Raw genomic sequence first — 14987 nt, 5'->3', positions numbered from 1 at the left:
TGCTCCGCGGGCAGGGGGGAGCCATGTGCGGCGGAGCGAAGAAGTCAGGCGGGGAACGGGGCCCGCCGCGTACGGCGGCGGGCCCCGTTCCCGATGACCGAGCCGGTCAGTCGCCGCTGGGGACGGCGGTCTCCACGCCCGGCATGCCGACCGCGAGGTGGTCGATCTGGGTCTCGGTCAACGCGCCCTGGAAGACCCACACGTCCGAGAGCGAACCGGGGAAGTACTGGCCGGACGTGGTGCCCGTGGTGTCCCGGCCGAGTTGCAGCGTCTTCGACGCCTTGTAGGTCAGCACGTCGTCGGCCCACGAGACGACGTCGGCGCAGCTCGCGTCGTCCTGCACCCCGTCCTCGTCGGCGTCGGCGCAGGCGGTCTCCTGGAGTTCGCCGTTGACGTAGAGGCGGACCTCCTTGGAGAACCCGTCGTAGACCAGCGCCAGATGGTTCCAGTCGGTCGGGCTGTAGAACATGCCGTTGCCGACGTCGGAGACCGCGGCGGTGTCGCTGTCGGAGTCGGCCGTGGCGATCCGCCAGCGGCCCGGATCGGTCGCCGGGGTGGCGCTGGGTTCGTAGCGCACCGCGAAGGCACTCTTCTTCGTTCCCGGAGCGCTGATGACCGTGACCGGGCTCGTCGGAGTGGCGGCCGTCTGGACGTAGGCGCTGACCGTGAAGCTGGCACCGGTGTCGACCGGGACCACGGAGGCCGCGGCGTAGTCGTTGGTGCCGTCGAGGGTGACGGCACCGTCGACCCAGCCCGAGCCCGTCTGGGCGCCGTTGTAGAGGGTCATGGCGTTGGCCGCGGCCGAGGCGTCCGGCGAGGTCAGGGGCGTTCCGGTGGCCGTCTCGAACTTCCAGCGGCCCTTGACCACCGCGCGCTGCTTGAACAGCTGCTGCACCTCGCCGGCGGACACCGGACGGTCGAAGAGCCGTACGTCGTCGATCTGGCCGGGGAAGAACGAGGTCGGCGTCCGCTCGAACGCGCTGGCACCGATCTGCACCGCACCCCCGGCATACCAGGTGGTGGTCGTGGCGGTGGTGCCGGCCAGGGTCCCGTTGACGTACAGCGAGAGCTTGTCGGCCACCGTGTCCTGCACGCCGACCAGGTGCGTCCACTCACCGCCGTACGCCGCGGTGCCCTCGGGCTGCATGGCCCGCACCACCGTGGAGTCGGCGGCGTCGGCGCCGTGCTGGTTGAACACCCAGCGGTCGTAGGCACTGGAGTAGTACAGCTCCGGACCCGTCACCGTGGAGCCGATCTGCGAGGCGACCGTGGCGGCGTGGTTCGGCTTGGTCTTCGGCAGCTTCACCCAGGCCGAGACGGCGTAGCTGTACGAGGTGTTGATGTGCGGGCCGCTGGTGACGGCGTAGTCGTCGGTGCCGTCCAGGGTCAGGGCGTTGCCGTCCACCCCTGCCGTACCCGTGGTGGCCCCGCCCTTGAGGACCGCCGGGTTCACGTCGGCACGGCCGCTCAGCGCGGTGGCGTCGGCGGCGTCGTCCATGTGGAAGACCGCGCGGGCCGGACGGCCGGCGCCGATCGAGTTCGCGCTGTAGAGGGTGGACACCTCGGCCGCCGACAGCGGCTTCTCGAAGGTCTTCACCTCGTCGATGGACCCGGGGAAGAACGAGGTCACGGCGCCGTTCAGATGGCTGCCGCCGATGATCATGCCGCGCCGCGCGTTCCACGCCGTGCTGTAGGCCGTGGTGCCGGCCAGGGTGCCGTTGACGAACAGCTTCAGCTGCTGCTCACCGGCGGCGTACACACCGACCAGATGGGTCCACTCCCCGGCCTTGGCCCCGCCCGCGGCGGCCTGCATGGCCCGGACGGGAGTGGCGCTGGTGGTGTCCGCGCTGTACTGGTTGAACACCCAGCGGTCGTACCCCTTGGAGTAGTACAGCTCGAAGCCCGGCGCGTTGTTGCCCCGCTGGGAGGCGACGACCGCCCCGCCGGCCGGCATCGCCGACAGCTTCACCCACGCCGACACCGAGAAGCTCACATCGGTGTTGATGGTGGCGACCTCGGTGGCGGCGTAGTCGTCGACGCCGTCGAACTGCACGGCCTTGCCGATCTTGCCCTCCACGTCCCGGGTCGGGCCGCCGTACAGGAACGCGGTCTGCTCGGGTGCGCCGCCCGCCGCCTGGGTGGCGCCGGCCGCCTCGTCCATCGACCAGTTGGCGCGTTCGAGCTGCCCGGCCTTGACACGGAACTGGTAGGTGCGGATCTCGGAGCCGTTGCCGGCGGCGTCGAAGGAGCGGGCGGTGAAGGTGTTGAGGCCCGGCTTGAGCGGCAGCACCGGCACCGTCTTGGCCGCGCCGCCCGAGGTGGTGACCGTGTTGGCGGACACCGGGTCACCGTTGATGCCGTACCAGTACTTCGTCACGTCGGAGACGGCGCCGGTGATCACGAAGTTGCCGTACTGGCCCACTCCGTCGTACCAGGGGTCCTCGGGGTCCTCCGGGTCGGAGGCCGGGTAGATGGCGGAGGAGATGCTCGGGGCCTTCGGCACGCTCGTGTCGTACACGAAGTAGCAGGAGGTCGGGTCGCCCGTGTACGACCAGGGCGAGGACTGGGCCCCGTCGTTGGAACGGACGTACCAGTTGATCGTCTTGTTCTTGGGGAGGGTGGACGGCAGGGTGATCGAGAAGTCCGAGCCGGACTTCTTCGCCCCCGTCAGCCCCGACTTCCAGCGGGTCACCGAGCCCTTGCCGTCACCGGTGTCCCAGCTGGCCGCGAACTCCACCTTGACGGTGTCACCGTCGGGGTCCGTGATGTCGTTCGCGTAGATCTTGCCCAGGGAGCGCACACGCGCGGCGTTCTCGGGCTTCTTGCACGTCCCGCCGTACTCCATGACCAGCTGCGACATCTTGACCTGCGGCGGCGGCCGGTTGTACTGCACGCGCAGATAGGCGTCGTCGGAGAACCTCTTCCAGCCGTAGGCGTCGGACTCGCTCGCCGCCCGCATGCCGAAGGTCATCGTCGACCACTTCTTGTCCGCCGCCAACTGGATCGCGGACTTCACGTCGAACTCGGCGTCCTTCGCGGCACAGCCGGTGTATCCGTAGGCGAAGGACGCGGTCCTGAGGTGGTCGATCCAGAAGCCGGAGGCGTTCTGCGAGTTCCAGGTCGTCGACGAGGAGATGTCCTTGGTGCGCCACAGTTCCACGCTCCGGTCGGAGCAGGACGCCGACCAGGTGTTGCGGACCACGAACTCCGCTTGCAGCACGCTCCGGCCCGCGAACTTCGACGTCGGGATGCGGTAGAAGAGCCGCTTGGTGTCGTGCGGCGCGCAGTAGGCCCAGTTGCAGTACCCGAGGCCCGCGTCCGACTCGCCGTTGAACTTCCACTGCGGCGACGACGCCCAGTACTCGGAGGCCATCGTCCACGCCGACGCCTTCGGGGAGTACCACTGGGGGTCGATGAACACGGGGTACACCGTGTCCTTGCCCCGGAGCACGTCGCGGTCGGGCGTCAGCACCAACTCGTCCTGCGCGGCGGGGACGTCCACACCCACCGGTGCCACGTTCGCCGACTCCGCGGCGCTGGTTTCCGGGCCGTCGGCGCCGGCCTCGGCGGCGGTGGCGGAGGCGGTGACGGCGGTCGTCGTGGTGGCCGAGGTGGCCGAGCGCGGTGCGGACAGCGCCGACGTCTTCGAGGCGCTCCCGGCGGAGGGCCGCGTCGAGGACTCCTCCGTGGTGCCGGGTGCCTGGTCGCTGGAGTCCCACATCACCGGGCGAGGGGCTTCGAAGACCGCGCTTCCTGCGCCCTTGTCGATCGCCGCCAGGCCGCCGCCGTCGGTCTCCTCGACCCGCATGCCGCCCGCGTCCAGTTCCAGACGCAGCTCGTTCAGCTCCGTACTCGCCGCGGCCTCAGCCGACTTGACGACCAGCAACTGAGTGAAGCCGTCCTGCTGCGCCGTCATGCGCAGGTCCACGTCCGGCAGGACGTCCGGGTAGGTGACGGTGTTCCCGCTCAGTTCCGGAGCGGGCAGCTTCTCGGGCCAGGACAACGCGAGTTCCCGGCCGTTCTTGATCATGCGCACCAGCGGGTCGGTGCCCCCGCCCGAGAACGTCAGCCCGACGGTGGTGGCCTTGGGCGCCACTGTGCCGTTCGCGCCGCGCGCCAGCGTGGTGTCGATGTCCTGCCACTCGCCGTTCACCCGCGTCCGCACCGGTCGCAGGTGCTCCCGGGCCTCCAGATGACCCTTCGGAGTGGCGAACACCTCACTGCTCTCGCCGCGCATCGAGGTGATCTCCACGGGCTTGCCCGTGCGCGCGGCCTTGGCCAGTGCCTTGGCGTCCTCGCCCGCTTCGGCTTCAGCGGACCCGTCGGCCGCTCCGGCCGTGTCGGCGGACGCTGCGGTCTTGGCGGCGTCGACGGCAGAGGTGCCGGCACTCCCGCCGGCCACCGCCATCGCGCCCTCCGATGTGCTCGCCGCCAGCATCAGGGCTGCGGAAAGCACCACGCCGGCTCTGCGGAGCCGACGTCTTCCCCCGTGTGTATTCATATGTTTTATCCCCCGCCGAACGGCGTTGAGCTATGACTGGATATGTGCGATCAAGAGGTCGAGTGATCAGGTCGCAACATACGAGCAACTCCCGCCTCTTAACCAGAGACTCACATGGGGACAAAGCTCATGAGTGGCGCAATCAAGTGAAGCCTGCGTGTGAATCAGTTCACGTTTCATTCGCGAATTGTCCGTGATTCGAGGTGTCCCTCCTCATCGCGTCCGATGCCCGCTCTGTCGCCGCGACACGTACAACTCCTCTTGTCGTTGCCGCGGTTGGTTGCCCAGTGAGATCAGGTGCGGGGCGTACGCGAGCGCGTGCGTTCGCGTCGCCTCGCGTGCCGCCCAGCAGGCCCGTACCGTGCCCTGGACGGCCTCCGTCGGAAACCCGGCGACGATCTCCGCGCACCGCACGGCCGCGGCGACCGCCTCGCCGGGTTCCGTCACCTCCGACACCAGCCCCACCTCGTGCGCCCGCCGGGCCGACATCCGCTCGGCGGTGCCCAGCAGTGCCATGCGGGTGGCCTCCCCGTACGGCATGCGCTGGGCCATCAGGATCGACTCGAAGGCGCTGACCATGCCGTAGCTGGTGTGGGGGTCGAAGAAGGTGGCGGCGGGGTCGGCGACGAGGAACTCCGCCTCGCCCAGCAGATAGAAGGCCCCGCCGCAGGCCATGCCGTTCACGGCCGCGATCAGCGGTTTCCAGCAGTCGTTGGACTTCGGGCCGATCCTGAGGAGGGGGTCCTCGATCGTGTAGGGGGAGTTCGGCTGCGGGACGGCTCCCGCCGCGTCCCGGTCGAGGCCCGTGCAGAAGGCACGCTCGCCCGCGCCGGTCACGACGACCGCCCGCACCGCGTCGTCGTATCTCGACTCCCGCCAGAAACAGGCGAGTTGCTCGGCCGTCGGCAGGTCGATCGCGTTCAGTCGCTCCGGGCGGTCCAGGGTCAGCAGGGCCACGCCCGTCGCCTTGTCCGTCGTGGTGCGCAGGGTCACGGCCGCTCCAGCACCCATTGGGGCAGGCCGGTGGAGGTGAACGCCACCTGCACCCGCGCGCCGATCCGGATCCGCTCGGCCGGCACCGAGTCCAGGCGGGCGCCCGGCCCGCTCACCAGGCTGCCGACCAGACGGATGCGGGGCGCGTCGGCGAGTTCGACGAGGACGACGTGGTACGGGGCCTGCGCGGCGTAGTCGGGCAGGAGCGGCGGGTGCGGGCGGACGTACGACCAGATCCGGCCCCGCCCCGAGACCCGGCGCCACTCGGCCGCGAAGGAGCGGCAGTGCGGGCAGCAGGGGCGGGGCGGGAAGCGGAGTTCGCCGCAGTCGGCGCACGCCTGGATCCGCAGTTCGCCCCGCGCGGCGTACTCCCAGAAGGGGGCGCCGTCCTCGTCCACCACCGGTGTCAGCATGTCCTCGACTCCTCAGTTCCTCAGCAGCAGCGCGGAGGTCGGTACCCCTTCGCCCGCCGTGACCAGACAGGTCGCCGCGCCGGGCACCTGGGCGGTGCTCGTGCCGCGCAGTTGCCGGACGCCCTCGTTGATCAGGTTGAAGCCGTGCACATAGGCCTCGCTGAGGCCGCCGCCGGAGGTGTTCAGGGGGAGCCGGCCGCCGGTCTCCAGGGCGCCGCCCTCGGTGAAGGCGCCGCCCTCGCCGCGCGCGCAGAACCCGTACCCCTCCAGCGACAGGGGGATCAGGGCGGTGAACGCGTCGTAGATCTGGGCGACGTCGATGTCGTCCGGGGTGAGGTCCGCGTGCTTCCAGAGGTGCCGGGCGGCGGTCCAGGCGGGGCCGGTCAGCGGGTCGTCGTTCCAGTAGTTGACCATGCCGTGGTGCTGGGCCGGCAGGCCCTGGGCGGTGGAGTGGACGTAGACGGGGAGGCGCCGGCAGTCACGGGCGCGCTCGGCGGAGACCACCACGCACGCCAACGCCCCGTCCGTCTCCAGGCAGTTGTCGAAGAGGCACAGGGGTTCGCTGATCCAGCGGGAGTTCATGTACATCTCCCGGGTCAGCGGGCGCTCGTACATGATCGCGGCGGGGTTCTGGTTCGCCCGGTTGCGGCAGGCGAGGGCCACGTTGAAGAGGTGGTCGCGGGTGGTGCCGTACTCGTGCATGTGGCGGCGGGCCAGCATCGCTATCTCGTCGACGGGGCGCAGCAGGCCGTGGGGGCGGGTCCACTGGGCCGGTGTGGGGAGTTGGACCGTGGTGTTCTTCCACGGGCGGGGGCCGGAGCCGCGTTTGCGGGACCGCCAGGCGACCCCGACCGTGGCCTGGCCGGTGGCGATCGCGGCGGCGAGGTGCGCGACCGTGGCGCACGAACCGCCGCCGCCGTAGCCGACCTTGCTGAAGAAGGTGAGGTCGCCGAGGCCGAGCGCCTTCGCCACCTCGACCTCGTCCGTCTCCTCCATCGTGTACGAGGCGAGCGCGTCGACCTCGTCCGGGGCGATCCCGGCGTCGTCGAGGGCGGCGAGTATCGCCCGGCACGCCAACGACCGTTCTGTTTCCGGGAGTTGCTTGGCGAAGGGGGTCTGCCCGATGCCGACGATCGCTGTCGCGTCCTTGAGCTGGGCCATGGGGCGCACCTCCGCACCGGGTGGCGGAGCGCACCTCCGCACAGGGGCCGTTCGGCTGCTGACAGTCCGTCAGGGTACAGCTAATCTGACGGGTAGTCAGCTACGGGTGTCCGGCTGACGATCGGGCGCTTGAACACCGGTTCTCGGGTACGGAGGCCTGCTGTGAGCGGTGGCATGGAGGGACGGCGCGGTGACCGGGAGGGGACGCGCGGTGACCTGGTCGGGCGGCGCGGTGACCTGGAGTGGGGGACCGTCCCCGGGCTGGTCCGCGCGGCGGCCCGGCGGTACGCCGGGGTCGAGGCCGTCGTCGACGGACGTACCCGGGTGTCGTACGCGGAGCTGGGCGTTCGGGTGGAGCGCGCTGCGGCGGCGTGCGTCGCGAACGGGGTGCGGGTCGGCGACCGGGTCGCCCTCTGGGCCCCGAACTCCCTCGACTGGATCGTCGCCGCGCTCGGCGCGGTCTCGGCGGGCGCGGTCCTCGTCCCGCTGAACACCCGCTTCAAGGGTGGTGAGGCCGCGGACGTGCTGGCGCGCAGCCGGGCGAAGCTGCTGTTCGTCACCGGCACGTTCCTCGGTACCTCGTACGTCGCCTCGCTCCGGCGCGCGGCGGGCGCGGACGGCGGGCGGCTGCGGGCGCCGGGGGCCGGCGGCGTGTGCGAACGGCCGGGGCCGTTGCCCGGACTGCCGCATCTGGAGCAGGCGGTGGTGCTCTCGGACGACGCCCCCGCCGACTTCCGCACCTGGAAGGACTTCCTCGCGAGCGGCGACGGGGTGACCGCGCAGGAGGTGAGGGCACGCTCCGACCGGCTGACGGGCGACTCCCCGTCCGACATCATCTTCACCTCCGGCACGACCGGCCGACCCAAGGGCGCGGTGATCACCCATGCGCAGACCCTGCGCGCGTACGAGGTGTGGAGCGAACTGGCCGGGCTCCGGCAGGGCGACCGCTACCTGATCGTGAACCCGTTCTTCCACACCTTCGGCTACAAGGCCGGGGTGATCGCCTGTCTGATGCGGGGCGCGACGATGATCCCGCAGCCGGTGTTCAACGTGGAGACGGCGATGGCCAACGTGGCCGCCGAGCGGGTCTCGGTCCTGCCCGGCCCGCCGACCCTCCACCAGTCCCTCCTGGACCATCCCGCCCGCGACGACTACGACCTGAGCGCGCTGCGGCTGGTGGTGACGGGCGCGGCCGTGGTCCCGCTCCGGCTCGTCGAACGGCTGCGGGCCGAACTCCGCGTCGACACCGTACTGACCGCGTACGGCCTGTCCGAGGCGTCCGGCATCGTCACGATGTGCCGGCGCGGCGACGAGCCGTCGGTGATCGCGTCGACGTCCGGCCGGGCGGTCCCCGGCACGGAGGTGCGCGTCGTCGATCCGCTGGGCTCCCCCCTGCCGGCCGGTGCGCCCGGGGAGGTGCTCGTCCGCGGCTTCAACGTCATGCGCGGTTACTTCGAGGACCCCGCCGAGACCGCCCGCGCGGTCACCGCCGACGGCTGGCTGCGCACGGGTGACATCGGCGTTCTGGACGAGGACGGCAACCTGCGGATCACCGACCGCCTCAAGGACATGTTCATCGTCGGCGGGTTCAACGCGTATCCCGCGGAGATCGAGCAACTCCTCGGCCTCCACCCCGATGTCGCGGACGTGGCGGTCGTCGGCGTCCCCGACCCCCGCCTCGGCGAGGTCGGCAGGGCGTTCGTCGTCCGCCGCCCCGACTCCCTGGTGACCGCTGACGACCTCATCGCGTGGTCCCGCCGGGAGATGGCCAACTACAAGGTGCCGAGAACGGTCGCCTTCGTGAGCGAACTACCGCGCAACGCCAGCGGGAAGGTGGTGAAGGGGGAGTTGCGGGGGTGGTGAGGGGGGTGGAGGTGCGGGAGTGGTTGGGCCGGTGGGACCCGGTCTCGGCTCAACTGCCGCCCTCCTGTCGTGCGGTTGCCGCCCGGCCGCTGCGCAGTCTCCGCTTGGCCGCCGCCCGGCCGCTGCTCAGTCCCTGCTGGGCCGCCGCCCGGCCGTCGTCCGGCTTCCGATCAGTCGCTGCTCAGTGACTCCCGCGCCGCTGTGTGGAGGGCGTGGATCTCGTTCATGGCCTCGCGCCAGGCGGGGTCGTCGGGGGCCACGGTGCGTGCGGTGTGCTCGGCGGTGCGCAGGCGCTCGGCGGCGGCCGGGACGCGGGCGATCTCGACCGCCACGGCCCAGGTGTCGAGGAACCGGGTGATCGGGCCGAGGCTGCCCGTGCGGGCGGCCAGGGTGATGGCCTCGTCCTTCTGCCGTTCCATCTCGCCCACGCGATGCGGGGCGACCTGTTCCAGGGCCGCGCGCAGCGCGGGCGGGGTCCTCTCCGGCCGTGCGACGACGGAGGCACCGGATCCGACACGCGCTGCGATCATCCTGGTCCCCTTCCTCGATGGTGCCGGAACCGGCCACCGGACATGCCTCGGCCGCGGTGGCTCCCCCTCCGCGCCACCGCGGCCGATCCCCGTCGGGCAAAGGTCTACTTCTTGCCGCCCAGGTCCAGGGCGGGCGGAGCCGGCGTGTGCTGGTCCATCGTGGTGATCTCCGGGTCCTCGCTCGGCGGGGCCGGCGTGTGCTGGTCCAGCGGGGTGATCGCGCCGTCCTTGCCGGGCGGAGCGGGCGTGTGCTGGTCCATCGTGGTGATCTCCGGGTCCTGCTTCTTCTTGTCGCTCATAGCTGGAACTCCCCGTGAGTGAGCGGTGTTTCTCGGCGGAAGCGCCCGTTCGGCAACTCCCCCGGGGGTCGCCGAACGGGCGTTTCGAGTGACCTCGGGTCATTCATGAGGCCCTGTGGATCCGCCTGCCCCCCGACGCGACGGATCGATGACCTGAGACTGTCAGCCGCTCATAAACGTTCGATGAACGTCCCGCCCCAGGCGTGTCACGCCGCCGCGAGCGGGTGGAGCAGCCCGCGCACCTCCGCCGCCTCGGACGAGCCGGACTGCTCGTACATCGTGAGCGCCTCGCGCCAGCAGGCACGGGCCCGGTCCGACTGGCCGAGGGCCACCAGGGCCCTGCCCAGCAGGGTCAGGGCGTTGGCCCTCATCCAGTCGCCGCCGATGCAGCCGATCGCCAGCGCCTGTTCGGCGTGCCGGGCGGCCTGCGCGGGGCGACGGGCCGCCAGGTGGACCTGGGCCACCCGGAAATGGGTCGTCCCCTCCCAGAGCCGCTGACGGTTCTCGGTGAAGATCCGCAGTGCCGCGTCGAGCTGCTCCAGGGCCTCCGGGAGCCGGCCCGCCTGCGTGAGCACGGTCCCCGAGGCATAGCGGGCGTTGGCGATGCGTAGGGACAGGCCCAGCTCGTCGTAGATCTCCACGCCTCGCTGGGCGAGCTCGACCGCCCTGGCGGTGCGGCCCATCGAGGCGAGAGAACGAGACAGGTTGCACACCGCGCTGGCCTCGCCGGGCTTGTTGCCGTCCGCCTGGAACGCCTCGATGGCCCTGAGCAGGAAGACCTCGGCGTCCGGGAAGCGGGCGGTGCAGTTGGCGATGATGCCCAGCTGGTTGGGGGCGGTGCCGCTCGTCCAGGGGTCCTCGGCCGTCCCGTTCACGAGATCGGCGCGCGCGGCCTCCTGCTCCGCCTCGTCGAAACGCCCCGCCTGGCTGAGGACCTGCGCCAGCGTGATGCGTGCCCGGGTCTCGGCGTGCGCGTCCCCGAGCGCCGCGGCCGCGTCCCGAGCGGCGAGCGCGGTCGTTTCGTAGCGGCGCGAACCGGCGCCGGACTCGGCCAGGTCGATGGTGGCCAGCAGGAGGTCGACGGCCCGCCGCAGTGTGGATGCCCTCAGGGACTGCTGCACGCACGCGAGCAGCGGCTCCGCCTCCGCGTGCAGCCAGTCCAGCGCGTCCGAGGCGGAGGCGAACTCCCGGCCGGCGTACTGGCTCCTCTCCAGATGCGCGACCGTCCGGTCCCCGGGCCGCTCGATCGCGTACACCCGCGTCGCCGTCGCCAGATAGAAGTCCAGCAGCCGCGACATCGCCGACTCCCGCTCCTCCGGCGGCTGCTCGTCCCGCTCGGCGCATGCACGCGCGTAGAGCCGTACGAGGTCGTGGAAGCGGTAGCGGCCGGGCGCGGCGGATTCGAGGAGGGACGTGTCGACCAGGATCTCCAGGAGGTCCTCGGTCTCCTCCGGCGGCAGGTCCAGTACGGCGGCCGCGGCGGCCAGGGAGATGTCCGGGCCGTCCGCGAGGCCGAGCAGGCGGAAGGCGCGGGCCTGGGCGGGTTCCAGCTGGCCGTAGCCGAGCTCGAAGGTGGCCTTCACGGCCAGGTCGCCGGCCTGCAGCTCGTCCAACCGCCGCCGCTCGTCGGCGAGTTTGTCGGCGAGGACGGAGACCGTCCAGGTTCTGCGCGCCGCCAGGCGGGACGCGGCGATGCGGATGGCGAGGGGCAGGAAACCGCAGGCCGCGACGACGTCGAGCGCGGCCTTGCGCTCCGCCGCCACCCGCTCCTCGCCGACGATCTTCGTGAAGAGCTGGAGCGCCTCGTCGGGGGACATCACGTCGAGGTCGACCAGGTGGGCCCCGGCCAGGTCCACCATGCGCACCCGGGCGGTGACGAGGGCCGCGCAGCCCGCCGTACCGGGCAGCAGGGGCCGAACCTGGGCGGCGTCCCGCGCGTTGTCGAGCAGGACCAGCACCCGGCGGCCGTCCAGGACCGACCGGTACAGGGCCGACCGCTCCTCCAGGGAGTCGGGGATCGCGGAGTCGGCCGTGCCCAGCGCCCGCAGGAAGGAACCGAGGACCGTCTCGGGCTCGGCGGGGCGGGCCCCGGCGCCCTGGAGGTCGACGTACAGCTGGCCGTCCGGGAAGGCCGACCGGGCCTGGTGGGCCACATGCACCGCGAGGGTCGTCTTGCCGACGCCGCCGATGCCGGCCAGCGCGGACACGGCCATCACCTGGCCCTCCGCGCCGGACGCCTCCGCCAGTACCTTGCTCAGGTCGTTCACGAAGGAGGCGCGCCCGGTGAAGTCGGGCACGGTGGCCGGCAGTTGGGCGGGCCGGACCGGCGTCGTGGTGGTCTCGGGCGCGAGGGGCGCGGAGGGTTCCGCGAGGCCGGGGTCCGCTTGCAGGATGCGCTGCTGCAACTCCCGCAGTCCCGGGCGGGGGTCAACGCCCAGTTCGTCCGCGAGCAGGCGGCGGGTGTCCGCGTACACCGCGAGGGCCTCCGCCTGACGTCCGCTGCGGTACAGCGCCAGCATCAGCAGTTCGCGCAGCCGCTCCCGCAACGGGTGCGCGGCGGTGAGCGCGGTCAGCTCGGAGACGGCCTCCGCGTGGCAGCCCTGCTCCAGGTCCATGTCCAGCCGGGACTCGACCAGTTGCAGCCGCCACTCGTCGAGGCGGGCCCGCTGGGTCTCGGCGTACGGCCCGGGGACGCTCGCCAGGACCTCGCCGTCCCACAGCCCGAGCGCCTCGTTCAGCAGGTGGCGCGCCTGGCACAGATCCCCGGTGTTCTTGGCCTTCTCCGCGTCGGCCGCCAGTTCCTGGGCCACGGCGAGGTCCAGGGCGCCGGCGGGCAGCGCGCGGACCGCGTAGCCGCCGGACTCGCTGACCAGGACGCCGGGGGTGAGCACCTTGCGCAGCCGGGAGGCGTACGTGCGGACCGCCGCCAGGGCCTGGGACGGCGGTTCGTCGCCCCACAGCGCGTCGATCAGCTCGCTGGCGGTGGCGGTCCGGCCCTCGCGGAGCAACAGTGCCGCGAGCAGGGCGCGTTGCTGGGGCGAACCGGTGGCGAGGGGTTCGGTGCCGCGCCAGGCGCGCACGGGCCCGAGCACGCTGAAGCGCAGCTCGGCCGGGGCCTCGGGGGACGGTTGCGCGGTCTCGGCGTCCACGGCAGTCCTTTGCTCCGGCACTCGCGGCCCACCGACCTCCGGCACTCCCGGTCCACCGCCCATCGACAGCCCCCTAAGGCCTTCTGATATCCAGGCCAGTTTGCCTTGTTCATGGCAGATCCGTCAGCCGTGCGAGAGGTCGATCACACCGGGCCACGCGGGATGTCACGAGGTCCACACAGACTCTTCGCGGCGGGGTCGGCGGTGACACCGTTACTGACGGACCGTCAGATCGGCGCTACCGTGACGGACATGGACACCTTGGAGACGAGCGCCACGGATCCCGACAGCCCCACCCCCGCACCCGCCCCCTTCCCGAAGATCATCTCCGTCGACGACCACACGGTGGAGCCCCCGAACGTCTGGCAGGACCGGCTCCCCAAGAAGTACCTGGACACGGGCCCCCGGGTGGTCCGCGCGCCGCTGAGGGAGATGACGTTCCTCGGTGGCCGCTTCAAGCCTGTGATGGGCGCCCCCGGCGACGACGGCCCCATCGGCGACTGGTGGGTCTACGAGGACCTGCACCGCCCGCTGACCCGCCTCGACACCGCCGTCGGCTACTCCAGGGACGAGATCAAGCTGGAGATCATCACGTACGAGCAGATGCGCCCCGGCTCGTACGACGTCCCGCAGCGCCTCGCCGACATGGACGTCAACCACGTCCAGTCGGCCCTCTGCTTCCCGACCTTCCCGCGCTTCTGCGGCCAGACCTTCACCGAGGCCGCCGACCGCGAGCTGGGGCTGCTCGGCGTCCGGGCGTACAACGACTGGATGGTGGAGGAGTGGTGCGGCCCCGAGGCGCGGGGCCGGCTCATCCCGCTCACCCTCATCCCGCTCTGGGACGCGGAGCTGGCCGCGGCGGAGGTGCGCAGGAACGCGGCGCGCGGCGTCCGTGCCGTCGCCTTCTCCGAGATACCTCCGCATCTGGGCCTCCCGTCCGTCCACACCGACGACTGGGACCCCTTCCTCGCCGCCTGCGACGAGACGGGCACGGTCGTCGCCATGCACATCGGCTCCTCCAGCCGTATGCCGTCCACCTCCGCGGACGCGCCGCCCGCCGTCGGCTCCACCATCACCTTCGCCAACTGCTGCTTCTCGATGGTCGACTGGCTGATGAGCGGCAAGTTCGAGCGCTTCCCGAACCTCAAGGTCATGTACGCCGAGGGGCAGATCGGCTGGATCCCGTACATCCTGGAGCGCGCGGACGTCGTCTGGGAGGAGAACCGGGGCTGGGGCGGCGTCGCGGACAAGGTCCACCGCCCGCCGTCGGAGCTGTTCGCCGACCACGTCTACGGCTGCTTCTTCGACGACGCGTTCGGGCTCCGCAACCTGGACGCGATCGGCGTCGGCAACGTCCTCTACGAGACCGACTACCCCCACTCCGACTCCACCTGGCCCGAGTCCCGCCAGGTCGGCGAGGCCCAGATGGGCCACCTGGACCCGGACGTGGTGGACCGGATCGTGCGCCGGAACGCGATCGAACTGCTGGGGCTGACGGAGGACGGGTTGTGGGCGGGGCCCTGAGCGGAAGGCCGCCCTCCGAAGCCGGAGAGGTCAGGAATGGGCGTAAGTACGACACTCATGTGAACTCTCGGGCCGGATACGCGCCGTGGCCGCCCAGGTCAAAGGCCTGCTGACAACGCCGTGTTCGGCGCTGCCGGCACCGGCGCCGGACGCGGTGTCGACGACCGCACCGCGTTCGCGGCCGGGTAGGGCGAAGAGCAAGGCCGGCACCCGACCGCCGGCGCAGGCACCGAGTACGACGGCACCCGGTGTGTCACCCCATGGGGTTCCCTCCTGATTGGCGGGCCGCGTCCCGGCGGCTGCGGGGGCTCCGGTGGCACCGGCCGGGGCCGCCGACGGACTTCCGGTCGGCGAGGGCGGGACCTCGTGGTGGCGACCACCGCGCTGCTCAGCAGCAGCTCGGACCACCGGACTCCTGAGCGGTGCCGAGATCATTGCCGTCCGCATGCACAGCACCCCAGCCGTGGAGGTCGGGTGCCGCTTCACAGGGGGGGGGAGAGGCGGGTGAAGTCGCGCCATCAGGGCGTGACAGGGGACGCCTCGCGGGAGCGCCG

The 14987-nt window shown here is 71.6% G+C and carries 9 protein-coding genes; 2 read left to right on the top strand and 7 right to left on the bottom strand.

Annotated features, from left to right (window positions below):
* Nucleotides 1–106: 106 nt before the first annotated feature.
* The 4 genes from ACZ52C_RS17830 to ACZ52C_RS17815 form a co-directional block, all read right to left on the bottom strand.
* Nucleotides 107–4501 (bottom strand): LamG-like jellyroll fold domain-containing protein, encoded by a 4395-nt coding sequence (locus ACZ52C_RS17830; protein WP_469075597.1) that lies wholly within the window; start codon nucleotides 4499–4501, stop codon nucleotides 107–109.
* Nucleotides 4502–4714: 213 nt separating this feature from the next.
* Nucleotides 4715–5494 (bottom strand): enoyl-CoA hydratase/isomerase family protein, encoded by a 780-nt coding sequence (locus tag ACZ52C_RS17825; RefSeq protein WP_469075596.1) that lies wholly within the window; start codon nucleotides 5492–5494, stop codon nucleotides 4715–4717.
* Complete coding sequence (locus ACZ52C_RS17820) at nucleotides 5491–5907, bottom strand: Zn-ribbon domain-containing OB-fold protein (RefSeq protein WP_469075595.1); 417 nt, start codon at nucleotides 5905–5907, stop codon at nucleotides 5491–5493. The genes ACZ52C_RS17825 and ACZ52C_RS17820 overlap by 4 nt, the downstream gene beginning before the upstream one ends.
* Nucleotides 5908–5919: 12 nt before the next feature.
* Nucleotides 5920–7068 (bottom strand): lipid-transfer protein, encoded by a 1149-nt coding sequence (locus tag ACZ52C_RS17815; RefSeq protein WP_469075594.1) that lies wholly within the window; start codon nucleotides 7066–7068, stop codon nucleotides 5920–5922.
* Between the two features lie 174 nt (nucleotides 7069–7242).
* Between ACZ52C_RS17815 and ACZ52C_RS17810 the strand changes: the two genes are divergently transcribed.
* The gene (locus ACZ52C_RS17810; RefSeq protein WP_469075764.1) at nucleotides 7243–8931 is read left to right on the top strand and encodes a fatty acid--CoA ligase family protein; all 1689 of its coding nucleotides are present in this window, start codon (nucleotides 7243–7245) and stop codon (nucleotides 8929–8931) included.
* A 170-nt stretch (nucleotides 8932–9101) separates the two neighbouring features.
* Here the strand turns inward: ACZ52C_RS17810 and ACZ52C_RS17805 are convergent, their stop codons facing one another.
* The 3 genes from ACZ52C_RS17805 to afsR form a co-directional block, all read right to left on the bottom strand.
* Nucleotides 9102–9461, bottom strand: coding sequence for a DUF6247 family protein (locus ACZ52C_RS17805; protein WP_193380383.1), 360 nt, complete (start codon nucleotides 9459–9461; stop codon nucleotides 9102–9104).
* A gap of 104 nt (nucleotides 9462–9565) precedes the next feature.
* Complete coding sequence (afsS, locus tag ACZ52C_RS17800; RefSeq protein WP_319105048.1) at nucleotides 9566–9760, bottom strand: regulatory protein AfsS; 195 nt, start codon at nucleotides 9758–9760, stop codon at nucleotides 9566–9568.
* 206 nt (nucleotides 9761–9966) lie between these two features.
* The gene (gene afsR, locus ACZ52C_RS17795) at nucleotides 9967–12972 is read right to left on the bottom strand and encodes an SARP-family global regulator AfsR (RefSeq protein ID WP_469075593.1); all 3006 of its coding nucleotides are present in this window, start codon (nucleotides 12970–12972) and stop codon (nucleotides 9967–9969) included.
* A 189-nt stretch (nucleotides 12973–13161) separates the two neighbouring features.
* On the opposite strand from afsR, the gene ACZ52C_RS17790 reads away from it, so the two are divergent.
* Complete coding sequence (locus ACZ52C_RS17790; RefSeq protein WP_469075592.1) at nucleotides 13162–14433, top strand: amidohydrolase family protein; 1272 nt, start codon at nucleotides 13162–13164, stop codon at nucleotides 14431–14433.
* Nucleotides 14434–14987 lie beyond the last annotated feature (554 nt).

This window comes from Streptomyces sp. NPDC034049 (genome assembly GCF_055575575.1).
This window is presented reverse-complemented; position numbering and strand designations above follow the sequence as displayed.

Coding starts and splice junctions, on each gene's coding strand:
- ACZ52C_RS17830 (WP_469075597.1), bottom strand. CDS start 4,501: ATGAATACACACGGGGGAAGACGTCGGCTCCGCAGAGCCGGCGTGGTG.
- ACZ52C_RS17820 (WP_469075595.1), bottom strand. CDS start 5,907: ATGCTGACACCGGTGGTGGACGAGGACGGCGCCCCCTTCTGGGAGTAC.
- ACZ52C_RS17815 (WP_469075594.1), bottom strand. CDS start 7,068: ATGGCCCAGCTCAAGGACGCGACAGCGATCGTCGGCATCGGGCAGACC.
- ACZ52C_RS17810 (WP_469075764.1), top strand. CDS start 7,243: ATGGAGGGACGGCGCGGTGACCGGGAGGGGACGCGCGGTGACCTGGTC.
- ACZ52C_RS17805 (WP_193380383.1), bottom strand. CDS start 9,461: ATGATCGCAGCGCGTGTCGGATCCGGTGCCTCCGTCGTCGCACGGCCG.
- afsS (WP_319105048.1), bottom strand. CDS start 9,760: ATGAGCGACAAGAAGAAGCAGGACCCGGAGATCACCACGATGGACCAG.
- afsR (WP_469075593.1), bottom strand. CDS start 12,972: ATGGGCGGTGGACCGGGAGTGCCGGAGGTCGGTGGGCCGCGAGTGCCG.
- ACZ52C_RS17790 (WP_469075592.1), top strand. CDS start 13,162: ATGGACACCTTGGAGACGAGCGCCACGGATCCCGACAGCCCCACCCCC.